At 49.6% G+C, this 24,773-nt stretch carries 24 protein-coding genes and 3 pseudogenes; 3 read left to right on the top strand and 24 right to left on the bottom strand.

The genetic code is table 11. From position 1 onward, the window contains the following. Positions 1 to 11: 11 nt before the first annotated feature. The 20 genes and pseudogenes from K6V30_RS21045 to K6V30_RS20950 form a co-directional block, all read right to left on the bottom strand. Positions 12 to 881, bottom strand: a complete 870-nt coding sequence (locus K6V30_RS21045) for a toprim domain-containing protein (RefSeq protein WP_004348442.1) — start codon at positions 879 to 881, stop codon at positions 12 to 14. A 7-nt stretch (positions 882 to 888) separates the two neighbouring features. Then, positions 889 to 1,464: a conjugal transfer protein TraO gene (locus K6V30_RS21040; protein WP_004348443.1), complete on the bottom strand. Its 576-nt coding sequence runs from the start codon at positions 1,462 to 1,464 to the stop codon at positions 889 to 891. A gap of 2 nt (positions 1,465 to 1,466) precedes the next feature. Continuing rightward, on the bottom strand, positions 1,467 to 2,456 hold the full coding sequence (gene traN / locus K6V30_RS21035; RefSeq protein ID WP_004348444.1) for a conjugative transposon protein TraN: 990 nt from the start codon (positions 2,454 to 2,456) through the stop codon (positions 1,467 to 1,469). A gap of 48 nt (positions 2,457 to 2,504) precedes the next feature. After that, positions 2,505 to 3,851, bottom strand: coding sequence for a conjugative transposon protein TraM (gene traM, locus K6V30_RS21030; RefSeq protein ID WP_004348445.1), 1,347 nt, complete (start codon positions 3,849 to 3,851; stop codon positions 2,505 to 2,507). Further along, positions 3,832 to 4,119, bottom strand: a complete 288-nt coding sequence (locus K6V30_RS21025) for a TraL conjugative transposon family protein (protein ID WP_004348446.1) — start codon at positions 4,117 to 4,119, stop codon at positions 3,832 to 3,834. The genes traM and K6V30_RS21025 overlap by 20 nt, the downstream gene beginning before the upstream one ends. Before the next feature lie 39 nt (positions 4,120 to 4,158). Further along, the gene (gene traK, locus K6V30_RS21020; protein WP_004348447.1) at positions 4,159 to 4,782 is read right to left on the bottom strand and encodes a conjugative transposon protein TraK; all 624 of its coding nucleotides are present in this window, start codon (positions 4,780 to 4,782) and stop codon (positions 4,159 to 4,161) included. A 31-nt stretch (positions 4,783 to 4,813) separates the two neighbouring features. Next, a complete protein-coding gene (gene traJ, locus K6V30_RS21015) occupies positions 4,814 to 5,818 on the bottom strand; it encodes a conjugative transposon protein TraJ (protein WP_002560977.1) in 1,005 nt (334 codons plus the stop codon). Positions 5,819 to 5,822: 4 nt separating this feature from the next. Then, a pseudogene (locus K6V30_RS21010) lies at positions 5,823 to 6,236 on the bottom strand (DUF4141 domain-containing protein); the annotation flags it as partial. A gap of 115 nt (positions 6,237 to 6,351) precedes the next feature. Continuing rightward, positions 6,352 to 8,157, bottom strand: a complete 1,806-nt coding sequence (locus K6V30_RS21005; RefSeq protein WP_025066979.1) for a reverse transcriptase/maturase family protein — start codon at positions 8,155 to 8,157, stop codon at positions 6,352 to 6,354. A gap of 565 nt (positions 8,158 to 8,722) precedes the next feature. After that, positions 8,723 to 8,935 (bottom strand): annotated as a pseudogene (locus tag K6V30_RS21000) (DUF4141 domain-containing protein); the annotation flags it as partial. Between the two features lie 23 nt (positions 8,936 to 8,958). After that, a complete protein-coding gene (locus K6V30_RS20995; RefSeq protein ID WP_004348448.1) occupies positions 8,959 to 9,339 on the bottom strand; it encodes a DUF3876 domain-containing protein in 381 nt (126 codons plus the stop codon). A 266-nt stretch (positions 9,340 to 9,605) separates the two neighbouring features. Continuing rightward, on the bottom strand, positions 9,606 to 11,429 hold the full coding sequence (locus K6V30_RS20990; RefSeq protein ID WP_055270625.1) for a reverse transcriptase domain-containing protein: 1,824 nt from the start codon (positions 11,427 to 11,429) through the stop codon (positions 9,606 to 9,608). Between the two features lie 581 nt (positions 11,430 to 12,010). Next, positions 12,011 to 14,398 (bottom strand): annotated as a pseudogene (locus K6V30_RS20985) (TraG family conjugative transposon ATPase); the annotation flags it as partial. After that, positions 14,395 to 14,727, bottom strand: a complete 333-nt coding sequence (locus K6V30_RS20980; RefSeq protein ID WP_004291514.1) for a DUF4133 domain-containing protein — start codon at positions 14,725 to 14,727, stop codon at positions 14,395 to 14,397. The pseudogene K6V30_RS20985 and the gene K6V30_RS20980, both read right to left, overlap by 4 nt. A 10-nt stretch (positions 14,728 to 14,737) precedes the next feature. After that, entirely contained in the window at positions 14,738 to 15,055 is a 318-nt protein-coding gene (locus K6V30_RS20975) for a DUF4134 domain-containing protein (RefSeq protein ID WP_002560983.1), read from the bottom strand. A gap of 201 nt (positions 15,056 to 15,256) precedes the next feature. Then, positions 15,257 to 15,985: a hypothetical protein gene (locus tag K6V30_RS20970; protein ID WP_007487622.1), complete on the bottom strand. Its 729-nt coding sequence runs from the start codon at positions 15,983 to 15,985 to the stop codon at positions 15,257 to 15,259. A gap of 15 nt (positions 15,986 to 16,000) precedes the next feature. Next, entirely contained in the window at positions 16,001 to 16,354 is a 354-nt protein-coding gene (locus tag K6V30_RS20965) for a DUF3408 domain-containing protein (RefSeq protein ID WP_004348451.1), read from the bottom strand. A gap of 2 nt (positions 16,355 to 16,356) precedes the next feature. Further along, positions 16,357 to 16,797 (bottom strand): DUF3408 domain-containing protein, encoded by a 441-nt coding sequence (locus K6V30_RS20960; RefSeq protein ID WP_004291503.1) that lies wholly within the window; start codon positions 16,795 to 16,797, stop codon positions 16,357 to 16,359. 2 nt (positions 16,798 to 16,799) lie between these two features. Continuing rightward, the gene (locus tag K6V30_RS20955; RefSeq protein ID WP_004348452.1) at positions 16,800 to 17,561 is read right to left on the bottom strand and encodes a ParA family protein; all 762 of its coding nucleotides are present in this window, start codon (positions 17,559 to 17,561) and stop codon (positions 16,800 to 16,802) included. A 36-nt stretch (positions 17,562 to 17,597) separates the two neighbouring features. Beyond that, on the bottom strand, positions 17,598 to 17,849 hold the full coding sequence (locus K6V30_RS20950; protein ID WP_009037593.1) for a hypothetical protein: 252 nt from the start codon (positions 17,847 to 17,849) through the stop codon (positions 17,598 to 17,600). A 420-nt stretch (positions 17,850 to 18,269) separates the two neighbouring features. On the opposite strand from K6V30_RS20950, the gene mobA reads away from it, so the two are divergent. The 3 genes from mobA to mobC are packed head-to-tail and all read left to right on the top strand — an operon-like array spanning position 18,270 to position 21,964. Beyond that, the gene (gene mobA, locus K6V30_RS20945) at positions 18,270 to 18,698 is read left to right on the top strand and encodes a conjugal transfer protein MobA (RefSeq protein WP_004291488.1); all 429 of its coding nucleotides are present in this window, start codon (positions 18,270 to 18,272) and stop codon (positions 18,696 to 18,698) included. Further along, positions 18,677 to 19,924: a conjugal transfer protein MobB gene (gene mobB, locus K6V30_RS20940; protein WP_004348454.1), complete on the top strand. Its 1,248-nt coding sequence runs from the start codon at positions 18,677 to 18,679 to the stop codon at positions 19,922 to 19,924. The genes mobA and mobB overlap by 22 nt, the downstream gene beginning before the upstream one ends. A 30-nt stretch (positions 19,925 to 19,954) precedes the next feature. Next, positions 19,955 to 21,964 (top strand): conjugal transfer protein MobC, encoded by a 2,010-nt coding sequence (mobC, locus tag K6V30_RS20935; RefSeq protein WP_004348455.1) that lies wholly within the window; start codon positions 19,955 to 19,957, stop codon positions 21,962 to 21,964. A 52-nt stretch (positions 21,965 to 22,016) separates the two neighbouring features. Here the strand turns inward: mobC and K6V30_RS20930 are convergent, their stop codons facing one another. The 4 genes from K6V30_RS20930 to K6V30_RS20915 form a co-directional block, all read right to left on the bottom strand. After that, positions 22,017 to 22,772: a hypothetical protein gene (locus K6V30_RS20930; protein ID WP_004293874.1), complete on the bottom strand. Its 756-nt coding sequence runs from the start codon at positions 22,770 to 22,772 to the stop codon at positions 22,017 to 22,019. Beyond that, on the bottom strand, positions 22,741 to 23,220 hold the full coding sequence (locus K6V30_RS20925) for a Panacea domain-containing protein (protein WP_004293873.1): 480 nt from the start codon (positions 23,218 to 23,220) through the stop codon (positions 22,741 to 22,743). The genes K6V30_RS20930 and K6V30_RS20925 overlap by 32 nt, the downstream gene beginning before the upstream one ends. Positions 23,221 to 23,323: 103 nt before the next feature. Beyond that, on the bottom strand, positions 23,324 to 23,929 hold the full coding sequence (locus K6V30_RS20920) for an RteC domain-containing protein (protein ID WP_004293872.1): 606 nt from the start codon (positions 23,927 to 23,929) through the stop codon (positions 23,324 to 23,326). Between the two features lie 238 nt (positions 23,930 to 24,167). After that, positions 24,168 to 24,590 carry a dihydrofolate reductase family protein gene (locus tag K6V30_RS20915; RefSeq protein ID WP_004293871.1) on the bottom strand — a complete coding sequence of 141 codons (423 nt, stop codon included), beginning with the start codon at positions 24,588 to 24,590 and terminating at the stop codon, positions 24,168 to 24,170. Positions 24,591 to 24,773 lie beyond the last annotated feature (183 nt).

The following is a 24,773-nucleotide window of genomic DNA, read 5'->3' as shown; positions in this document are numbered from 1 at the left end:
ATGGTTGTTTTTTAATTTTTCGTTGTCAGTTGCAGGTACTTGTTCAAGTCCTTGCAACCGTCATAGAGGGAGGAACGGTCGGTGACACGCTCCCCGTATCGCCCCACAAGTGCGGCAAGCGTCCGCCGTCCGGCTTCGTCACGGTCAAGGAAACAGTCGATGCGCCCGTAGCCGTCCAGCAATCCCGCCGCCTTCTCCACGTTGGCGACGGAGTTCAGCACAAGGCAGTCAGCGTTACCGGTTACGCCAAGCGTCACCGCAGAAAGGAAGTCCATGAAGCCCTCGAACACGAGGCATTCGTCAGCCGGAATTTCTTTAGCCATTACCAAAGACATATCTTTTGGCGGGATGCAACCCTTGAAATATCGGCTTCTGACTTCATAGCCACCTGCCATGTTCGGGAAGCCGACGGCAAAATACCGTTTCCCACGAACGCCGTAGTTAAGACGGCAACAGTGACGGGATGCGATGGCGTAAGGGATGCCCCGTTCTGCCAGATACTCCGTCAGCGGTGAACGAAACAACGGAACTGCCTCCACATCCTCAAAGACGGGTTCAATCGGCTTCGGGAGATAGGCGGGTTTTTCCCATCCGGTCACCGTCATGTTGGCGGCTTCCGCTATGAACTTCGCCTGCGTCCTAAAGTCATCGCTTTGCAGAAACTCCCCGGCAAGCGTGAAGATGTCGCCGCCCTTGCCCAAACCGAAGTCGTACCAGAGCTGTTTCGCCACGTTCACACGGAAAGAGGGTGTGCGCTCGCCCCTGTACGGGGCAAGATACCACAGCTCGTTACCGCTCCTTCTAACAGGCTCATGCCCCAGCCGTGCGAGAAAATCCGCAAGCGGCATCCTTCTGACAGCATCTATTTCCGTCCTTTCCATGCCCGTGTCAGTTGATGATGAACTTGATACCGACCCCGAACTGCGTGTGAAACTTCCGCGTGTCGCCACCCCAAAGGCAACGCTCCCGCAGATTGGCAAGCAGGGCTATACGGTCTGCCACGTAGCATTCCACATCGAGCGTCAGCGCGCCGCCGTAGATGAAGGCGTCCCGGTCGTGCAGCGTGGAGCCGTCATGCAGCATTTTCTTCCCCCAATTCACAGACTCATATCCGGCGAGAGCCGAAGCCCCAGCATAGACGAACACGATTTTTCGGGCGTCCGACAGTATCTTGAAGTAATATCCGCCATCCGCCGTGAACTGCGCCACGGGTATCTTGGTGTCCTTATAGGGGTTGTTCTTCAGGAGGTATTCGCCACCGAACACCCACTTGTTCCCCTTCTTCGTGTAAGTGGAGAGTGCCGCCCCGAAACTGTACCCGCCATCCTTGCCGCCGGGATTAAAGCCATCCGCCATATCCGCCCTCACCTCGATACCCTGCATTTTCGGCAGGCATCGCTGGGCGTGCGCCTGCCCCGTGAAAAGGGCAAGCGACGCGATGATTATTGCGATGTACTTTCTCATGGTCAGCGTACTTGAAGTTCGTTGATGGTACCCGCGCGTACCAAATCCTCGTTCTCAATCACGAAGGACTGGTGACGGCCGCCGTTCTTCTCGTTCAGTTCCACCACAAGGCATTTGTCGTCGGGGATGGTGAACTTAGCCATCGTGAAGACCGTGCGTTCACTTTTCTTGCCCGGCACGAGGGTGGCGTAGTTCTGCGCTCGGAGCGGCAGGATGATCTGCTCCTGCATGGCGGTACGCTTCGCCACCTTCTTGTCCACGATTTTCCATGTGATATAGTCCACATCGAAAGGCACGTTGCTCTGGTTCTTTATCTCCGTGTGGAAATAGAGCAATCCGTTATGCGTGTAGATGCCTTTGAGAAGATACTGGATGCCGAAACGCTTGCAGCCGATATGCTTCACCTCCCGTTTGTTCTGTTTGTGGATGGACTTCATGATAAGGCGCACCAGCATCGGGCTTTCGCTGCCCAGCTCTTTCAGATAGATTTCCTGCGCGTTGTTCGGGCGGTTCACCGTGCTGCCGTCATGGATGAAGTCGCACATCTCCACGTTGAGCAACAGCGGTTCGGCGGCGTACTTCACGTTGAAGGTGTAGAAACTGCCGTCTTCCGTGATGACGGACATATTCGTTTCGTTGGGAAAATTTCTCACGGTAGCCTTCACGCGGATGACGTTCTCCGCTCCGTCGGCTTTCCCGGCAATCAGGTCGGGCGAGCCTAAATCGACATAGCGCACCTCCGCCGGAAAGATGACGTGGACAGTCTTGTCGTAGGTCACTTCCAGACCGTGCGGCGGTATCATGCGGTCGAAGGTCAGCTTGCGTGACAGCCCGTGATACAGGTCGCCGTCCGCCTCCTTCTGCGGATAGACCTCCTTTGTCAAGGTCGGCTGTTCATTACTTCCGTTGGTTGTTTCAACGGTTACATTCTCCTGCGCGTGGGCAGATGCGATGCCCATAGCGAGGGCAAACATGATGATTACTTTTCTCATTACTTTTGGATTTTTAGTGGTAAATGTTTTTTTGATTGATTATTGTTTTCAGTCCTTTTCCTGATAGAGCATAACCCTGTACCCGGCTTTCAGATGCACCTTTACGGTTCGCATTTTCTTGGCTATGTACTGGCTTGTGCCTTGTATCAGCCCCTTGCCCAAGTCGGAGGCGAGCTGCGCCCCGGCATTGGTGGAGATGTTGATGCTGCTACCCAACGAACCTCCCATGTTGGCGGCGACCTCCCTGACGGCGTTCATCTCCATCGAGTTCGGGATGAAGATGCCGGGCTGTCCGTCCGTGTCATAGACCGCAAGCTCCACGGGGATAATCGTACCGTCATATTCCAGCGAGGTAATCTCGATGTCGAGCCGTTCCCCCTGTATCTTGCCCGTGCCGACCACCACCGCATTGCGGGGGATTGTCCTGCCCGCCACCGCCATAGGCTCCAGCAGGCGAAGCCTTACTGTCTGCCCATCCGTCACGCTCTGCGCCCCATGCACACACGCCGGTATGGTGTTCCGGTCCGATACCTCTGTAGTGCCGACAGCCGTGTTGAACCCCCGGTTGCGTTCCTGCGAGAAGGTGGCGACAAACTCCGCGTTGCTCATGGGCTGTGCAAGGAAGGAAACGATTTGGCGGGTCACTTGCCTTACGGGTGTCGCCGTGTTCTTCTTTCCCTTCTGCACGGTGGAAGGCTCTGCCGCCTGTTCCGGCTTTCCTCCGTTCTGACCGCCCATGTACTTTGCCGCCAGCTCATAGGACTTCTCCATAAGTGCCACCTGTTCGTCCATAGATGAAGTCCTGCCTTTTTCGCTTTCCAGTTCCGATTCCAGCGAGGCGATGCGCTCCAACAGCTCATCCATCTCGGCATTGTCGTTCTTCGGCTGTTCGTAGAAGTTGCCGAGGGTGGCGTTCAGGTCACGGTAGGCGGCAGCGGAGGATTGGATAGTCTGCGGTGCGGCAGGCTGTGCCTTTTCCTCCTTGCCGCCCGGATTGGCGAGGTCGAAGTTCGTTCCGTCCTCCGTTCCCGCTATCTCGCGGTCGAACATGTCGCTCAACTGCCCGATGGTACGGTTGCGGCTCTCCTGACGCTCTTCCATCTCCCCATGCTCGTAGGCTTTCAACTTGTCGCCGATAATCTGCTTGTTCGCCTTGTCAGCGTCGGGCATTTCGGTGTTGTATCCGTCCGTTCCCGGCGGTTGTTCCTTGCCGGAGGACGGGGCGAATATCAGCCACATCGCCCCAATGAAGACCAGCACCATAGCGGGCAACACGATCATCTTCTGCCGTTTCAGCCGCTGAGCCTCTGTCAGCGGTTCGCGCCCCTTTTTCGGCTTTCCCGTGTCGGGAGCGGCTTTGTTCTCTTTCGTCGGTTCATTCTTCGTCTGTTCCATATGAATAAGGTGTTAAGTGATTGTCTGTTTCCACCGGGGTCGGCAGTTCCACCCGTCCGGCGTGTCCCGTTTCCATGCGTGAGCCGTCGTTTCTGCCGATGTCATAGACGGCTCTGCCGAAGGTATAGAGGGCAAGCACCGCGAAGGCGGCGAGCATCCCCAGCATGATGCGGCGGCGTGTTTCCGGCGGCAAACCGTCCAAATACCCTTTGAGCCTTGCCACCAGCCGTTTCCGTTTGTCGTGGAGCTTCCAGTATGCGCCCCACATTGTTTTTCTGATACTTTTTACTTTCCGTTTCATAATCCGTTACCGTTTGATTGTCTGTAAATCCTTGTTCTCGATGATGGTGAAGCCCTCGATGGTGAAGCCATTGGGGTTGTCGTCCGACCGCGATGCGTTCAGCAGGCGGCAGGTAGTCACGAGGCTGCGCTCGGTGACGTTGCTCTGCCGGATGATTTTCTGCGTGGCGTAAGTCACGGCACGGTAGGGATAGGCGTTGAAGTCACACACCACGCTGTCCACCTTCAACACTTGGTTGATGTTCCCGGCGATGATGCGGTTGTAGTACCCCTTCTCGGCGAAGTCCGAATAATAGTGGTACACGCTCTTGTCTGCCAGCAGCAAGGCACGTTTTACGTTGTGTTCAATCGCGCTTTTTTCAGGTGACAGCGTGAAGAAAAGCTCGTGGAAGCGGCGCACATGCTCCCGTGCCTCCGCTGGACGGTTCTGCGACAGATCCTGCGACAGCGCAAGCATCAGCGATTTGCCGTTGTCCAACACATAGATTTTCTCCCGTTGCTTCTCCGCGAAACGGTAGGAGTTCCACACGCTCCACACCGTCACCACGGCGCACAGCGAGAGGAAGACGATACCGAACAGGCGTATCTGCCTGAACGATGATTCGATGTTTTTAAGTGACTTAAATTCCATTGTTGTTTATTCGTTTTTAATTGTCAGTTGATTATTTCAGCAGTTTCCCGGCACGTCCGACCACGTTTCCTGCGGCTGCACCCGCCACGCTGCCCGCCATGCTTCCGGCTCGTCCCGCCATCTGGTTCACGTTGCGACCGTAACCGCCCATGCCTCCGGCTTGGATAATCCAGCCGGCAACGGTGGGAATGGTGAAGTAGCCGATGATGCCGATGCAGAGGAACACGATATACACCCCGTCGCTCGAATCCAGCGAGAAGTTCGGGTCTGCCTGCATCCGCTCGATGTCGCTTTGCAGCATCAGCACCTGTATCTTCGCCAGTATGGTGCTGAACATGTCCGACACCGGAAGCCACAGATAGACCTGTATGTAGCGGCATATCCACTGCGTGAGCGTGCTTTGGAAACCGTCCCATACCGACAGGGCGAAGGCTATCGGACCGAGTATCGCCAGCACCACGAGAAAGAAGGTGCGGACGGTGTCTATCACGAGGGCGGCGGCTTGGAACAGCAGTTCCAGTATCTCGCGGAAGAAGTCGCGGATGCTCTTCTTCATATTGTACATTCCCCGGTCGATATACATTCCCGCCATCGTCACCATGTCGGAGGGCGACCAGCCGAGTTCCTCCAGTTGCTTGTCAAATTCCTCGTTGGACACGAGGTAGGCGGTTTCGGGGTTGCGCACCATCGCCTCGTATTCCAGCTTGTCCTTCTGCTCCCTGTATCGGTTCATGTCCAGCGTTTCCGCCTCCAGCATCTTTGCCGTGCCCTGTACAACGGGTGAGAGGATGCTGTTTATCGTGCCCAGCACCACAGTCGGGAAGAACATGATGCACAGACCGATGGCAAAAGGACGGAGCATCGGGAATACGTCTATCGGTTCGGCTCTCGCCAGCGACTGCCATACCCGGTAGGCGACGTAGAACAGCGCACCCAGCCCGGCGATGCCTTTCGCCACACCCGCCATGTCCCCACATAGCGGCATCATCTGCTCATAAAGTGAGCGTAAAATCTGATGAAGGTTATCGAACTCCATAGGCTTACCAGTATCTTTCGTTCATGTTCCCGTACAGCCCCATGATGCGGTCGAGGTCGTTCTTTTTCTTTGCACGCAGATAACTCACGGAGATGTTCTTGTTGGTGTAATAGCTCACAAGGTTGCGGTAACGCTTCATTTTGGAGTAGCAGCGTTCCACCACGTCCATGCGCTCCTTGTCGGTCATGGAGAGCGTGGTGATGTTCACCACATTCTTCAGTTCCGTCAACACTTCGTTGCTCTCTTCCAGCAGTTTCGTGTAACCGAAAGCGATTGCCGACAGCTCTTCTGGTCTGAAATTTCCATCACGGAGCATCCTTTGGAAACTGTTTACATAAATGTCGGTGATGTCGCCTACCATCAGGATGGTCTGCTGCACCTTGCGGGCGTCCTTGACGAGATTGTTCACCGATTTGAGGGGTAGGCTAAGCATCCAACGCCCTGCCGTATTACTACGGTGGGTTTTCGGAAGCTCGCCCCCAAACCGGACGTACACGTCTCCGCGTATCCGGCTTTCTACTAATAATATCAATCTATTCATTGTTACTGAGTTTTTTGTAACACTTACCACATATGGCAATAGTCTTTCGTTTGCGAGCCATCATTTGTTTTTCGCAGGTAGTTTTCCCTTGAAGATTTTTTAATTTTCTCACATGGTGCATCACTAACTTATCGACTACTCCACATAATTCACATTTTTCCGCTTTCAGCCTATCTATAAGACTTGTGTTTGTAGGATGATATGTGAATTTGGGCAAGTTGTCTAAATCCTTAATGTTCATTGGATTTTTCTTTTTGAACCCACCATGATAAAAGGTCAAGTCTTTGGCAGTACCGTTCTTTAAATAGTATCTAACTGAAAAAAGTCCATTCTTGGTGTACTTTTTTCGGATTTGCGACATCGTTGTCCGATATTTCTGCGCAAATGTTTTGTACATACTATATTTCATGATATACCCAAGTTTTGACAGACTACTACAATTATTAGCCAAACAATAGTAATTGTAAATGCCCTTTATTTCCTTGTTGTACCTGTCAAGTATCTCAAAGTCATTGTTGTTTGAAAGTTTGGGACGGGATTTTGCTTTCCAATACTCCTTGCCGTTGTGTATCTTTATTTCTAAAACACGATATTCGAGCAACTTTTTCTTAAACGTATCCTTTCCAAGTGCCAATTGTATCCTCTTATTGAAGACACGTCTTAGTACTCCGTATTTGCTTCTTTTGGTGTCATTGGATTTCCTTACAAAAATCTCATATCCGAGAAATTTTGCAGCGTTTTCAGCATGGGTGATAAGTGTTTTCTCATCGGACAGTGTAAGAGCCAACTTTTCATAGAGGAAGTTCTTTATGTCCTCTTTGATGATGATAGCATCTTGTTTACTGCCAATGATTCCAATTAGAAAATCATCCGCATATCTCACGTATTTGAGTTTTCTGTAGTTCATATCCATTTCGTCACCATCAGAATACTGCAAACCTTCTTTTTGATAAGCCTTATATTGTCTTATCAATTCTGACCTTTCATTTTTGTCTTTTACCACTTTCAACTTTTTCAGAATACGGTGTCGTTTGCCTTCAAGTGATACTGCCTGTTTGGTTCTTTTCCGTTCTTTCCCCTTATCAAATTTTTCAGTGTATTCCTTCATGAATTTATCCAACTTATCAAGGTATATGTTTGCCAAGATAGGGCTGACAATTCCGCCTTGCGGTGTTCCGCTGTAGGAGTTATGAAAGTTCCAGTCTTCGATATATCCTGCATTCAGAAATTTTCTAATCAAGCGAATAAATCTTTCGTCAGCGATACGTTCTTTCAGAATACCTATCAGTATCTCATGATTGATATTGTCGAAAAATCCCTTAATATCACCTTCTACGAACCATTTCACGCCCGAAAATGTCTTCTGAATATCAGACAAGGCAGTGTGGCAGCTTCTTAGGGGTCGGAAGCCATGCGACGTTTTTTCAAACTGTCTTTCATAGATGGCTTCCAATATCATTCTGACCACTTCCTGCAATAATTTATCGTTAAAAGCTGGTACACCTAATGGACGCATTTTCCCATTTTTCTTTGGGATATACACCCGTTTTGAGGGTTGGGGCTGATAACTCTCATCTTTCAACGATGTTATCAGTTGTTCAATTCGGTTCAGGCTCATTTGGTCAATGGTTTTCCCATCTGCACCTGCTGTCATATTGCCCGGTTTCGCATATATGCGTTGGTAGGCAACGTAATACATTTCCTCATTGAAAAAGATACGGTACAAGCGTTCGAACTTGTAATTCAAATTTTCACTGTGTTCCGTTAGACTGTTTAATACATACTCTGGACTTCTCATAATGTCTCTCACATTTTCCGTTATTTGCATTAAAATTATTAGCTGCTTCCCTTCGCCATGTACAGGGCTTTCCCCTGCTCAGACTACTACGGAAGCTCCGTTGCCTTGTCGGATTTTCATAGGTCTGTACCTAATAGCCTTGCGGCGTTCCGATTTAGGCAATCCCCGTTTACGATATAATAACATGGCTATGATAGATTATCGGATATGACTTCCGCCCGTTACCGCTTACTGCGGTTGTGCCGTAATTTGTTCCTGCCTCTACTACACGACGCTCGCAACAGAGGTATTACGGTATAGCGAGTTAAGTTATCTTTCACTATAAAACATACTGGGTTCACTTGGACTATCATTCAATCAGTTTGGATTTTATCCTCGTATCTATCTGTTTCATCTCACCATTCAGTTGCAATTTGATAACTAATTGACTTATGGCTTTCCAGCGTGCTATACTCCCTGCCGTCCTTTCGTGGGCAGATAAGCTGGTGATGATAGGTAAATATTGGAACACTTACCTAATAGCTTGCCAATGCTATATTTATTATATCGCCTATACGGGCGCACCATCGTAATACTTTTTGCCCTGCTGATAGATTTTCACCGTTTCCTGAAAGTTGCTCACCATGTTCGTGGCAGTCTTGGAGGTATGGATGATGTTTTTGGAGGCATTGATGATACCCTGCGCCAGATTGCCCGGATCGCTTACGACCCACTGTGCGCTTGCCCTGCCTGCGAAAAGCAGGCACAGGCAGATAATCATTGTTATTCTTGTTCTCATGTTACTTTGGATTTTAGTGGTTGTTATTCTTCTGTCGGGTGTCCCGGCTGCGGTTTCACCCGCACATAGTCGCCGCCCGGCGAGAAGGTCAGCACGTCCGTGGCCTCGTTGTAGGACACGTCGATGCGGAAGCCGGTGTTCATGAACAGGTTGCCGTTTTCCTCCTGCAAGAGATAGGTTTCCGGTTTCAGCTTGCGGCGCAGACCGCTCCGGCGGAACACCGTCACCTTGTAGGCTTCGCCCTCCTTGTAGATAAGCACATCGGGCTTCCCCTCCACGCTCTCCCAGTTCCCGCACAGCATATCACGGAGGTTGTCGGCCACGTCGCAGGATTGCAGCATCATGACCGCCAATCCGATCAGACACTTGCTGACTTGCAGCATTTTCACTGTCTGTAAATTCATACGCATTTTTCTTTTTTCGTTGATAAATTCATTTTTAATTGTTGGTTGTTTCCTTGTTTCTCCGCTTCTCGGCAAGTTGCCGGATGGCGGCTTCGATGTCGCCGCCCAACTTCTCCGCCAGATGGTAAACCTCCACTTTCTCCGTTTCCTCGGTGGTGTACGCGTAGGCTAAGCACCCAGCGCCTTGTCATATTTCTATGATAGGTTTCCGAGTACTCGCCTCCGAACCGGACTTACAAGTCTCCCTGTATCCGGCTCTCCACTAATTAATTCAGTCTGATTCTTCGGTCGGGGTCTATCTTTGCATGACACTTTGAGCAGACAGCCAAAGTTTTTCGTCTTCGGGCTATCATTCTCTTTTCCCAGTCGGATTTACCTTTCAGGTCTTTAAGTTTGCGAACGTGATGCATTTCGAGTTTATCGGTAGCACCGCATAATTCGCAGACTTGGAGTTTCAGCCTTTCCATAAGGCTGTTACGTCCACCTGTTATGGAAACTGTCCGTGGAATAGTGTCACAGTAAATATTACCTGCAACCTTTTTGCGTTTGAAACCATCATGATAAAATGATTGGTAAAGTGTCTTACCCTTGCTATTTTCATATGCCACTTGGAAAACCTTATTCTTTTTATATTTCAGAAGGATTTTCTTTACAGATGATTTGTATTTGTTCGCAAATACCTTATACATACTGTATGACATAATGTGATAGAAAGAATTGATGACATAGCTATTATTGGCTATTGAGTAGTAATTATAGAACCCTCGGATTTCGGCATTGAACTGACTGACTATTTCCAAGTCATCCAAGTTCAGCATGTACGTTCTGACGATAGATTTCCAAACCTCTTTACCATTGACAACCGCTATTCTTGCGACCTTGTAATCAAAGAGTTTCTTCCGCATCGTTTCAAAATTCAGATACAAGACAGGCTTGTGTCCGAATGCCCTAACCGTTCTACCGAACTTATCCTTGCGTAAATCATTACACCTGCGGATAAATACGTCATATCCGAGAAATTTTGCTGGCTTTTGCGCATTGGTTATCAGTGTCTTTTCGTCTGACAGTTCCAGTTTAAGAGCTTCATTCAAATAGTTCTTAATATCCTCTTTTACTGTTTTACAGTCTTCCAGACTACCGGTAATTCCAATCAGAAAATCATCTGCGTATCTCACATATTTTAACCGTTTGATACTGCTGTCCATTTCATTACGTGCCGGATAGTTGTTCCGTTCTTCTCGTAGCCGCTTAATTTCAGCGGTCATCTGTTCCCTTACCTTTACATCTTTCTCATTCTTTTGCTTCTTTGCCAGTCGGTATCTCCGCTGTTCGTAGAGCTTGTATCGAGCATCGCCTTTTCTCGTTACCCCTTTATTAAACCGATTGGTGTATTCCTTGATGTACTTGTCGAGCTTGTCAAGGTAGATATTAGCCAGTATTGGGCTGATAATCCCGCCTTGTGGAGTTCCACTGTACGTTCTATGAAATACCCAGTCTTCCACATATCCGGCATTCAGGAACTTTCGGATAAGCCGCAAAAATCTTTCGTCAGCGATACGTTCCCGAAGAATATTAATCAATACGTCATGATTGATATTGTCGAAGAATCCTTTAATATCGCCTTCAATAAACCATTTCACGGCAGTGAATGTCTTTTGTATATCTATAAGAGCAGTATGACAACTTCGTTTGGGACGAAACCCATGTGAAGTATGTTCAAAACTGCCTTCATAGATTGCTTCAAGTATCATTCTAACTACTTCCTGTACCAGCTTATCATCAAAAGAGGGTATGCCAAGCGGACGTTTTTTCCCGTTTTTCTTAGGTATGTACGTCCTTTTGGACGGATTAGGCTGATAAGTCTCATTTTTGAGACTATCAATCAATTGTTCAACTCGGTCAATGCTCATTCCGTCAATGGTTTTACCATCGGCTCCTGCCGTCATGTTGCCTGTCTTGCTGTAAATATTCTGATAGGCTACATAAAACATTTCCTCATTAAACAGCACTCTATACAGCCGCTCAAACTTATAGTTCAAGTTACCGCTGTGTTTACTCAGACTGTTCAACACATTTTCTGGATTTCTCATGTCTCTCACATCTTCCTTTAAATTGTTAAACTTAATTAGCTGCTCCCCTTCGCCATGTACAGGACCTTACCCTGCTCAGACTACTATGGAAGCTCCGTTGCCATGCCGGATATTCAGGGGCAGACCCCATAGCCCTACAACTGGCTTTCCGGTTTAGGCAATCCCCGTTTAGAAATTTGACGACTATTTGGCTCGATAGATTGTCGGATACGACTTTCGTCCTTTACTACTTATGGTAGTTGCCTTGCGGTAAGTTTATGCTACTCCTGCTACCTGTCATCAGTGTAGTACCGCAACATAACGGTATAATTCCGAAGAATTATTCAACTGTCTTCCGTCATTGCCCAAGGATACGACTGCTCGGACTATCGTTCAACCAATACAGGCTTTATCCTCATATCTATCATTTTAACTTGCCATTCGGTCGCAGCCTGACAGTTGGCTGACTTATGGCTTTACCAACGTGCTATGTTCCCTTGTGGGGTTTTCCCCTCCGGTTAGCGGTTGTTAATAGGCATTCTAAACACTTGCCCAGTCGCTTGCCAAAGCGACATTCGTCAAATTCCCTTTTACGGGCGCACCAGATACTCTTCTGCACTGACCTCGGTGGCATAGACCGCCGATTGTGTGCCACCCAAGCCTATCCACACCTCTTTGTAGAGCCGTGAAGGGTTGTTCGCCATGTTGATGGAGAGTATCTGCGACTTCTCCTTTTCCGTCAGTCCGAGCAACGCCTGTATCTGGTCGAACTTGTTCATATATTTCCTTTGGTCAAGCAGGATTTTACAATCCGAGTTGTTGATGATGCTCTCTTTGACCACCGGAGAACTGATGATGTCGTCCACCTCCTGCGTCACCACGATTGCCTCGCCGTAATATTTTCTGACTGTCTTGTACATATAGCGCAGATATTCAGCCATGTTCGCTGAAGAGAGAGCCTTCCAAGCCTCTTCCACAATAAGCTGTTTCCGTACCCCTTTCAGTCGCCGCATCTTGTTGATGAAGGCTTCCATGATGATGATGGTCACGACGGGGAACAGTTCGCGGTTTTCCTTAATCGAATCTATCTCGAAGACAATGAACCGCTTGCCGAGCAGGTCGATGTTCTCCGTGGAGTTGAGCAGGAAGTCGTAGCGTCCGCCCCGGTAATACTGCCGCATGGTGGTGAGCATGTTGTCGATGTTGAAGTCGGACTTCTCCACCTTGATGTCACGCTGTGCCAGTTCCTTGCGGTAGTCGTCACGCATATACTCGTAGAAGGTGTTGAACGACGGCACGATGCTACGGTCGGATTGGATGCGCTCAATATAGGCACTCACGGCACTGCCCAGCTCGCCGCTCTCCGTCTTTGTCACCTTGTCGTCCTCCGACTTCCAGAGCGTCAGCAGCAGGGTCTTGATGCTGTCCTTCTTCTCCACGTCGAAGATGTAATCGTCGGTGTAGAACGGGTTGAAGCTGATGGGCTTATCTTCCGTGTAGGTGAAATACACACCGTCCGCTCCGCCTGTCTTGCGTCGGATCATGCCGCACAAGCCCTGATAGGAGTTTCCCGTGTCCACCAATACCACATGTGCGCCTTGCTCATAATATTGGCGCACGAGGTGGTTCATGAAGAAAGACTTGCCGCTGCCCGAAGGACCCAGCACGAACTTGTTGCGGTTGGTCGTGATACCCCGCTTCATCGGAAGGTCGCTGATGTCGAGGTGCAGCGGTTTCCCCGTGAGCCTGTCCACCATCTTGATGCCGAAGGGCGAGAGCGAGCTGCGGTAGTTGGTTTCCTCTGTGAACAGGCACACCGCCTGTTCGATGAAGGTGTGGAAACTCTCTTCCGCCGGGAAGTCCGCCGCATTGCCGGGTATCGCCGCCCAGTAGAGTGTCGGGCAGTCGATGGTGTTGTGGCGCGGCACGCATTCCATGCTTGCCAACTGGCTGCCCACGTCGTTCTTGATATGCTTCAGTTCCTCCGCATCGTCGCTCCACGCCATGACGTTGAAGTGTGCCCGTACCGAGGTCAGTCCGTAGGAATGGGCTTCGTTCAGGTATTGGTCTATCCACTCGCGGTTGATGCTGTTGCTCCTTGAATAGCGAGATAGCGACTGCATGTTACGGGCGGACTTCTCGAACTTCTGCAAGGTTTCCTCACTGTTGTCTATCAGCACATACTGGTTGTAGATATGGTTGCAGGAGAGCAGAAGCCCCACCGGGGAGGCGAATGACAGTCGGCAGTCACTCCGGTCGGTGGAGAGCTTCTCGTAACGGGTGTCGGTAGCCACCTTGCCCGGCAGGTCTTCCGCGTCGGAGAGGGTGTGCAGACACAGGCGGTTGTCGCCGATGCGCATCTCCCTTGCCGAAAGCTCGATGTCCTGCAAGGTGGTGTCACCTTCTGGCATGAGCGAGAAGTAGCGTTCAATAAGTCCCGCCTTACCCTCCGTCCCCACGATCTCGTCGGTGGAGAAGCGGCGCAGCCTGACAAGCCCGCTGTCGTTCATGATACGCTCGAACTGTTCGCAGGTTTCCAAGAACTTGGTCGTGGTTTCCCTGTCCAGCTCCATCGGGATGATATGTCCCCGGCACAGCGTGCTGAAATTGCTCTGCATCCGGTTACGCTCCTTTGTTGTCTTGGTCAGGTAGAGGTAGCAGGTGTGTTTCAGGTACGGACGCTCGTTGAAGTGACGCTCGAAAGAGCGGCTTAAAAAGCTCATGTCGTCCTTCTGAAGCTCCGGTTTGTAGCGTTCCTTGATGAACCAGTCCTGTTTGTGTACGACGGAGTAGTCCGGCAGCACCTTGATAGCCTTGCACCAGCAACTGTGTATCGCCTCGTACTCCGCACCCGTCACGGTGTAAAGTTCCGGTAGTTCCACCTCGAAAGCCACCGTGATGTCGGCGTCCTTTGAGATGATGCAGCCATGCTCCACCGCTAAAAGTGGGAACCTGTTTTCCAGTGTTGTCATTTTCGATGTATTCCTCATTGTCTTTCTTCCTTTCGTTGTCGTTTGAACAGACGGGTTATCCGCCGCCGGTTGATAAGGTATCGGGGATGGCTCCGTGCCGCTCCTAATTTCATCAGCCCGTGTTCGCCGTACCGGGCGTTCAGCGCGAAGGTCTGCCATACAAGGAGGGAGGACGATGCCGCGCCGAAGCCGATACATATCCACTGGTCGATACCGACCATGTAGAGGATGACGAACAGGACGAAGAGAGCCAGCAGACCTCCGCAGAAGATGAAGAGGTACTGTGCCTTCAAGCCCTTGAACTCTACCGGACGGCCGATACCCTTGTTGATTGGGTATTCAGCCATACATTATTTATTAAAGGAAGAATGAGCGCAGGATGGTGGCGGCAACAATCAGGAAGATGCACGCGCCGAACCACGAGGCGGCTGTCTTGCTGGTGTCGGGGTCGCCCGATGAAAACTTGCCGTACACTTTTACGCCCCCGATAAGCCCGACGACTGCACCGATGGCGTATATCAGTTTAGTTCCGGGGTCGAAATAAGAACTCACCATAGAGGTGGCTTCGTTGATGCCCGCGATGCCGTTTCCCTGCGCGAAAGCGGAGGCGGTTGCGGCGATGACAAGTGCCGCGGAGAGGATTGCTTTTCTGTTTTTCAAGATGTTCTTGTTCATAAACTGTTCTTGTTTTTTGCCGTCAAAAGGGTGGATGGTCCTTTGTCGGGCGGTTGATACTTTGTTTCTTTACTTTGGTTTTAGTGGATGCCCGTTTGTTTCCACGGACGTGGGCGTGTCCGTTGCGGATGGGGATGCGCCTTGCGTTTCCTCGCCGCGTGGGTTGATGTCATTCTTTCATGTTCATTTCTTTTATTGTTGTCATACATAGTTGCGAATGTCGAACTCCTCGATGTTGTCCGGCACGACGAACTCCTTTTCAGATTTCTTCAGCCGAATCTCGATAAGCCCCTTGATGCGGATGCCTATCTCCGAAGAGCCTTCCATCATTTTCTCGTACAACTCCGTGCCCTCCATGTCGGTGAACACCTTCGCCGCCTTTTCACGTTCCGCCTGTGTCGCGTCCGGGTTTTTGGCGGTCTTGCAGGCGTCGTCAATCTCGTCAAAGCTGCTGCCCGAAGCCCGTGGCGTGTCCGAGGCGTCCTCTTCCGGTTCGTCGTCCCCGTATCCCAGTTCCTCCGGCGGTATGCTCGTGAAGGTCTCATCGAGTTTTTCCTCCGGGACTTGTGCCGGGCGGGATGCGTTTCCCGTTTTTCCGTCGTCAAAAGTAGCCTCTTCCTCCGACAGCTCAATGCCTTTTTCCGAAGTGGCGGCTTCTTGCGTCGGTATGGCAGCGGTTGTCCGGGTGGATGCCATCCTGAAACGGCTCTCGCCGATGATGTCCGCCTTTTCCGCAGGGACTTCCTCGTGTGCCGCTATGCGTTTAGCCTCATTCCCGTCCAGTGACCGCCATAATCCGGCAATGCCCTTGAAGAAGCGGACAATCCGCGTGTCCATGATGCGCTCGTAAAGGAGCAGGAACAGGAACCAGAGGTTGCAGCCGACCGATACCGCCAGCAGAATGTCTGTCATGCTAATTGTGTAATTCATATCCTTCCGTTTTGGTTAGAATACTGAATTGTAATTTCGGGCATAAAGGCTCTTTATCGCATCCTCGCACTGGTTGAAATGGTACGTCAGCACATGGTCGATATAGGCGGACAGCGTAAGCCGGTCATGCCCGATTACACGGGTGATGCGCATGATACGCTCGTGGTACTCCGGGCGCACATACGCCATTTTCCCCTCACGTGCCTTTACTTCCGGGTCGCGGATGAACAGACGTTCATAGTCCTTCTCGCAGCATTTGTCGGTTACCGGGACAGGCGACAGTATTTCCACACTCGCCTGCACTTGGGCAAACATACCTCCGCAGTCTTGCTGTGGTCTTTTTTCATTCGGTGTCATTTCTTTTTCCATTTTCAAATCAGATCTTCACGTTGTTTCTTGTACAGTTCGTTGATTCTCTCCTTGTGCTGTTCCAGATGCTGGCGCAGCACGGTATCCACATATCCGCCTACTGAGATTTCCCCTCCGGCGATGTCGTTCACGATTCTGAGGATCTTGCCGTGGACGTCACGGCTGATATAGACACATTGGCGGGTCTTTATCTCGTTGCGGCGCAGGAACAGCTCGTTGTAGTCCTCGTCCTGCCTTTTCCGGCGTCCACTTTCCCTCTGCGCTTTTTCCCGTGTTACGGGTTGCACAGGAGATGGTTCCGGTGCGGCGGTGTCCTCTTCGGTCGGTGCAGCTGCGGGTACTTCCTGTGCGGGGCGCAGTGTCCCGTCCTGTGTGCGCCGCCCGATGGAGGCTAACAGCAGTTCCTCGTCGATGCCTTCCGTGTTCACTTTCCTGCTGCCCATGCTCACTGCGGTCTGATGATGTCGCTTATCTCTTCGGAAAACTCCCGGATGCCACTCCCTTTCAGCAGTGCCGTGTCCATCGGGAAGATGGTGGAGCGGAAAACGCTCTTGCGCTCTTCCGAAAGGTCACGGCGGAACTTCTTGCTGTCGGGCAAGCGGGTGGAAAGTACCGGAAAGCCCATTTCGGCTATCACTTCCTCGTAGATGCCGTACAAGTCGTTCCTCTCCCTGCCGTCCACCATCGTCCAGAACAGATGCAGCCCCTTTGTTTTCGCCTGTCCGGTAGTCATCAGCCTGTCGCGGAACATCGTGACGAATTTCAGGGTACTCTCCACGACAAAGCGGTCGGCACTCAGCGGAGTGAAGATGTAGTCCATCTGCGAGAGCGTCTTTATCACGCCGTTACTACGGAGCGTGCCGGGCATGTCGAAGAACACCACGTCGGGTTTCATGTCCTCAGTGGCAATCATCCTCTCGGCATCGTCGAGGGCGTTCACCGCATTGCTCTTGACGATGGTGTAGGCGTTCTTTTTGATCCGGCGGAAATGGTCGCAAGCGAGAGCCTTGAAGTAGGTGCTGCTGTCGATAAGCCCCATTTCGTGTTCGCGCAGCCCGTGGATGCTGTGCTGCGGGTCGTCGCAGTCCACGACGGCGACATTGTAGCCTTTCACGTTGTGCAGGTAGCTGGCGGCAAGTGCCGTGACAGTGGATTTGCCGATGCCACCTTTCTGTGTTGCGAATGCAACGAAGATTTCCTTACTCATAGTTCCATTTATTTTAATTGTTGAAGATTTCTTTTTCTATTTATATGCGGATTTGGTTGCTACATTATCCGCTTCAGTGAACAGACACACGGGCGGGTCATCGCGTATCCGGTTCTGTGGTGAAGCGGTGCGGCGAACAAGTGATGAATGACGACACTGCGTCATGAAGTCATTGAATCCGTACTTCACCGGATTGTCGGATAACCGGGGTTCCGACGGTTCGGGTATCCGCTTCGGCAAGTGTCCGAAGAAGCGGTTTTCCGGGTATTTGAATGTTCCGTTTCTCATATCTTCAAATCGTTGGTTCCTTGAATCATGCTGCAAATAAACAAGTATATTTTGGAACTTGTATCACTTCCCAAGCAATTGGCAGCACGTTGCGCCGGTTGGCAGTCATTGACCGGGTCAAGCGTCTGTCCGATACCGCTTTAAGGACGTAACTTTGCCCCCGGACAGCAGGGTTCGCCGATGGTGGCACAGCCGGAGTCCTGAAAGGTATCTTCCCATCCGTCCCCTGACGGATTTTTATGTTCACCTGAACATAGCAAGGTATGTTTTCAGCCGCTCAAAATATTTTGAGCATCCCGGAAAACGCCTTGCCCTTGCAGGGGGCGGGCTTTCCCTCCGAAGTCGGGAAGCCTTTCAAAACTGCGGTGCTGTAATCCGAAGCGGCGGCTTATGCCGTCAATCCGCTAAATCCAAAGTAATATGAAAGAGAAAAGGAAAAGCAAATCAGGGAGAAATCCCAAACTTGATCCGGCGGTGTACCGTTACACCGTCCGTTTCAATGAGGAGGAACACAACCGTTTCCTCGCCATGTTCGGAAAATCGGGTGTCTATGCACGGTCGGTTTTCCTCAAGGCGCACTTCTTCGGACAGCCGTTCAAGGTGCTTAAGGTGGACAAGACGCTGGTGGACTATTACACCAAACTGTCGGATTTTCATGCACAGTTCCGTGCCGTGGGTACGAATTACAACCAAGTCGTGAAGGAACTGAGGCTGCATTTTTCAGAGAAAAAGGCGATGGCGTTGCTCTACAAATTAGAGCAACACACCGTCGAACTCGTGAAACTGAGCCGCCGGATTGTGGAACTTTCAAGGGAAATGGAGGCGAAATGGTCGCAAAAATCAGTGTAGGAAACTCGTTGTACGGCGCGATTGCCTATAACGGGGAGAAGATTAACGAGGCGCAGGGGCGGTTGCTTACGACCAACCGCATCTACAATGACGGTTCGGGAAAGGTGGACATCAACAAGGCGATGGAGGGTTTTCTCACCTTCATGCCGCCACAGATGAAGGTGGAGAAGCCGGTGGTGCATATTTCGCTCAACCCGCATCCGGAGGATGCGTTGACCGATGCGGAATTGCAGGATATAGCCCGCGAGTATCTGGAAAAACTCGGTTTCGGCAACCAGCCTTATCTTGTTTTCAAGCACGAGGACATCGACCGCCACCACCTGCACATCGTGACGGTTCGGGTGGACGAGAACGGGAAATGTATCAGCGACAAGAACAACTACTATCGTAGCAAACAAATCACCCGTGAGCTGGAGAAGAAATACGGGCTGCACGATGCGGAGCGCAGGAACCGCCGTCTTGACACGCCGCTAAGCAAGGTGGACGCATCGGCAGGCGATGTGAAGAAACAGGTAGGCAACACCGTGAAAGCTCTGAACGGGCAGTACCGTTTCCAGACGATGGGCGAATACCGTGCGCTCCTTTCCATCTATAACCTGACGGTGGAGGAAGCGAGGGGTAACGTGCGCGGACGGGAATATCACGGGCTGGTCTATTCCGTCACGGACGGCAGGGGCAACAAGGTGGGCAACCCGTTCAAGTCCTCGCTCTTCGGGAAGTCCGCAGGCTATGAAGCCATGCAGAAGAAGTTTGTACGTTCCAGATCGGAGATTAAGGACAGGAAACTGGCAGACATGACGAAACGTACCGTTCTTTCCGTGCTGCAAGGCACTTATGACAAGGATAGGTTTGTTTCCCAACTTAAAGAGAAGGGCATCGACACCGTACTGCGCTACACGGAGGAAGGGCGCATCTACGGGGCTACCTTCATCGACCACCGCACGGGGAGTGTGCTGAACGGTTCGCGCATGGGCAAGGAGCTTTCGGCGAATGCCTTGCAGGAACACTTCACCCTGCCATACGCCGGACAACCGCCGATACCGTTATCCATCCCTATGGATGCTGCGGACAAGGCACACGGACAGACCGCATACGACCGTGAAGACGTATCGGGCGGAATGGGCTTGCTCACTCCCGAAGGTCCGGCGGTAGATGCCGAGGAAGAGGCTTTCATCCGGGCGATGAAGCGCAAAAAGAAGAAAAAGCGCAAGGGCTTGGGTTTGTAATCGGAGTATCAACAATTAAAAAATCAATGTATGTCACAACAAGAAGACGATTTGAGGGCATTGGCGAAAATCATGGATTTTCTGCGTGCCGTGAGTATCATTTTAGTGGTCATGAACGTGTACTGGTTCTGCTACGAAGCCATCCGGCTATGGGGCGTGAACATCGGTGTGGTGGACAAAATCCTTCTGAACTTCGACCGCACGGCGGGGCTGTTCCATTCCATTCTGTACACGAAACTGTTTGCCGTCCTGCTGCTTGCCCTGTCCTGTCTGGGTACGAAAGGGGTCAAGGGCGAGAAAATCACTTGGGGAAGAATATGGACGGCACTCGCCGCCGGATTCGTGCTGTTTTTCCTCAACTGGTGGATACTGGCTCTGCCGCTGCCGGTTGAAGCGGTGACGGGCTTGTATATCCTTACCATCGGCACGGGCTATGTCTGTCTTTTGATGGGCGGGCTGTGGATGAGCCGCCTGTTGAAACACAATCTGATGGAGGATGTTTTCAACAACGAGAATGAGAGTTTCATGCAGGAAACGAGGCTCATCGAAAGCGAGTATTCGGTCAATCTGCCCACACGCTTCTATTACAAAAAGCGTTGGAACAATGGCTGGATCAATGTGGTGAATCCCTTCCGTGCGTCCATCGTGTTGGGTACGCCGGGCAGCGGCAAGTCATACGCCGTGGTAAACAATTTTATCAAGCAACAGATTGAAAAGGGCTTCTCGATGTATGTATATGACTTCAAATTCAGTGACTTGTCCACCATAGCCTACAACCATTTGCTGAACCACCCGGAGGGCTACAAGGTGAAGCCGAAATTCTATGTGATCAATTTCGACGACCCGCGACGCTCACACCGTTGCAATCCCATACACCCGGATTTCATGGAGGATATTACGGACGCTTACGAGAGTGCCTACACGATAATGCTTAACCTCAATAAAACTTGGGTGCAAAAGCAGGGCGACTTCTTCGTGGAGTCACCTATCATTTTGTTTGCCAGCATTATCTGGTATCTCAAAATCTATCAGAACGGGAAGTATTGCACGTTTCCCCATGCCATCGAGTTTTTGAACCGCCGCTACGAGGATATTTTCCCGATACTGACCTCTTACCCGGAGCTGGAAAACTACCTTTCCCCGTTCATGGATGCTTGGCTCGGAGGGGCTGCGGAGCAGCTCATGGGGCAGATAGCGTCGGCGAAAATCCCGCTTTCGAGGATGATTTCCCCGCAGCTCTATTGGGTGATGTCGGACAGCGAGTTTACGCTGGACATCAACAATCCCGAAGAGCCGAAAATCCTATGCGTGGGCAACAATCCCGACCGTCAGAACATCTACGGGGCGGCTCTCGGATTGTATAACTCCCGTATCGTGAAACTCATCAACAAGAAGGGAATGCTGAAGTCATCGGTCATCATCGACGAGCTGCCCACGATATACTTCAAGGGGTTGGACAACCTTATAGCCACCGCCCGAAGCAACAAGGTTGCCGTGTGTCTGGGATTTCAGGATTTCAGCCAGCTGGTGCGCGACTACGGTGATAAGGAGGCGAAAGTGGTGATGAATACGGTCGGTAACATTTTCTCCGGGCAGGTGGTAGGTGAAACGGCAAAGACACTATCGGAACGGTTCGGTAAGGTGTTGCAGAAACGGCAGTCTATCTCCATCAACCGGCAGGATGTTTCCACCTCCATCAACACGCAGATGGATGCGCTCATTCCGCCGAGCAAGATTTCCGGTCTGACGCAGGGAATGTTTGTCGGTTCGGTGTCCGACAACTTCAACGAACGTATCGAACAGAAAATTTTTCACTGCGAGATTGTGGTGGATGCCGAGAAGGTGAAGCGGGAGGAACGTGCCTACAAGAAAATTCCGGTCATTACCGATTTCACGGACGAGGACGGCAACGACCGCATGAAAGAAACGGTGCAGGCGAACTACCGGCGTATCAAGGAAGAGGTGAAGCAGATTGTGCAGGAGGAACTGGAGCGCATCGCGGGCGATGATAACCTGAAATATCTGTTGCAGCAGAAGTAAATAAAAAAATGAAGAAAGGCTTACCATAAACCTTTCTTCATTTTTTTAGAACTTAAGCATTATCCATACTTACTAAGATTCCGTTTTCCAAAATTTTTTGCAATGGAATTTTCTTTAAGATTTCTTGATAAGTGCTATAGAAGTCATTATCAAGTCCTATATAAACAATATTGTCATGTAATTCTTCTATAACACTAATATGTGAATGCAATTTGCACTTTTTATCAGAACAATCTGATACGATACTTTTAATTCGTTCCAACTTATTTAATAAATCATCATATTGAGATAACCCTTTTGTAGTTGGTTGTATTTGATAATTAGTTTTCTTTGCCGGTTGTATATTATGTTCAGGATCTAATAATACTATGTGAAATATAGAAGAATCCCGATCAAAATAACCTACAATACGCCCCGTACTTTTTGTTATCGAAAATTGCATTATTGGAAAATCTGTCTCATTGTCCAATATTTCTTTTGGTAGCCAATCTAAATCTTTTCGTTGAATAGGAATGTTTTTAGCACTCCAATCTATTGGATGACATCTTAATGCAATACTACCTCTATTTTCTTCTAATACTTCTTGCGGTGTCATAGTACCCAAAGCACCTAATCTTTCAAGAAGCCCAATATGCCATCCCTTAGAACACTCTCCAATCTGAAAATTAGGTATCTGCTTAAAGTAAGAGAAGGAAAAAGTTATCTTCCTTCTCTTTAACTCATTTTCTTGTTCTTTGGTAACTAATGATTTGTTTCCGTATTTAGGAGAATCTGAATTAAGATTTAATAGTTTCCCATTTTTTCCCATAATACTCAATCATTAGTTCTGGAGTAATAACCTTGTCACAACGCTCATTTACATTTAAATCTCCACGTGTTTCAATCCAAGGCATCTCATTGTGGGACAATCGTTCTAATTCAGCACCGCTATATTTAAGATAATTCTCCAATATAAAGTCAATGAATTCAGCGTCTTCTGATGATAAACTCACATTGTGATTCATGCAATCATCAATATTGATTTCTGAATAGAGATATTTTGTAGAATTAAATCGATTGTAGATTTCTCGATTTACCGGACCATGAATCCATGCTTCAAACTCGCCGTCAAACATAGGTTTTTTATTGATACCATAAGACCATGCTTGAACATAATACAATAACTTCTGCAACTTTAAATTTATTAAAGACGCAAATCTATCTTCCGATTTTACTCGTAAGATAATGTAGTCTGTTATATCGTGTATTGAGTTCATCTGAATTATGACTATATCAATTTCAATGCAAAGTTAATATCTTTTTCTAATATAACAAAATAATGAATTGAATTGATGTGATTTATTCTAATGAATTTGTTTTTTATCTCCTCATACGATCCAACTCATCATCGCGCAGCATCCTCTCGTTCAATTTCTCCTGCATTCTGTCAAGGAAGTAGGTGCGGCTTTCGTTCTTCCGGCGTTTGATATCGGTGTAGAAACGGTAGCAGTCCTTCGACTCAACCCCGAATATCTTGTAAAGGAGCGGGGCAAGCTGTTTGAGCGGCATGTTGCCGTTGTTGATGCAGCCCATCTCGTCGATGCCGTAGATAAGTTCCACGAGGTCGATGGCATTGCCCGTCCATTGCAGGAGGCTGGTGGCGGTTTCTGTTGTGTTGTTGGCGGATATCAGTGGCGGCACTTGGGGCGTGGCAAGGAATTTCTGCATCTTCCTCACGAAAGACAGGGCCTTGCTGACATAGGCGGCAATCTCTCTCTTTTCTTCTGACAGGTTGCGCACGGGATGGTGCTGCAACTCGATTTCGATGTAGGCAAGCGCGATGACGGTAAGGTTCGCGTCCATGCTACCGTTACACAGTTCGATCACTTGGGTGGCAAAAGCCGTGTATGCCGTTTCCATATTGCAGTCACCGGCTTCGTTTATCAGGCGGAAAAAGTCGGTTTCCGCCAGCAAGAAATAATTCATGGTTCTGTCAATTTTGAAAATTACACTTTGTTTTCTGCGTGCGCACATGAATATAATTGGCAAAAAACGCGGCAGAAAATAAAAAATCCAACACTCAATTTTACAAAGTACTGGATTTCAGAGGTATAAAATTCAATATTTTTTCACAAGGACAAATTATCTCCGACTTAAATTGTTTGTAATCAGAACATTTATTCTATTCCTGAAAATAGAAATGTATGCTTGCCGCACATTTTGGCTATCTTGCTTTTTTATCAAGGATATAGATAATGCGACATACACCGTTGGAATAGCTTTTCAAGGAGGAAAGCGTCCAGTGTTGCTCTGGCAGAGCCGACTTAAAAAAATGTCGTCCGCTTCCGGATATGAAAGGAACGGTGTATAGTATGATTTCATCCACAGCGTGCATACGCAGTAGTCCGTTTATATAATCTGCCGTATCCAGTGTGGCTTCCGCGAGGTAACGGATGTTTGTGCCGTCTTTTCTCCATTCGTGCAGCATTGAAATGGAATAGTCCGGTGTCACACGGTAAAGGGCTTTCTTCCTGATTTCATCAAGACCGCAACGGTCAAGGCACAAATCCTGATGTGCTTTATCATATAACTCTGAAGAAAGACATCCGTCCATCGTCAGTACGGCGAGAATCTGAACTTTACCCATAATCGTTTCCTTTCGTTAGGCAAGGGTAAAAAAGTAGCGTGCAATTCACACTACCTTCAAGCGATGGCTCTGGTAAAGCCTTTACGGAGAGTACGTGAATGCACGCTATGCGTAAGCATAGCATAAGCATCACGCAATCGTCTCCGTAGTTCCAATTTACCAGATTTTCGCTTGAAACGCCTT

It is taken from the genome of Bacteroides faecis, assembly GCF_020091505.1.
Lineage (GTDB): Bacteria > Bacteroidota > Bacteroidia > Bacteroidales > Bacteroidaceae > Bacteroides > Bacteroides faecis.
Note: the sequence above shows the minus strand (reverse complement) of the source record. Positions and strands in the feature narration are given on the sequence as shown.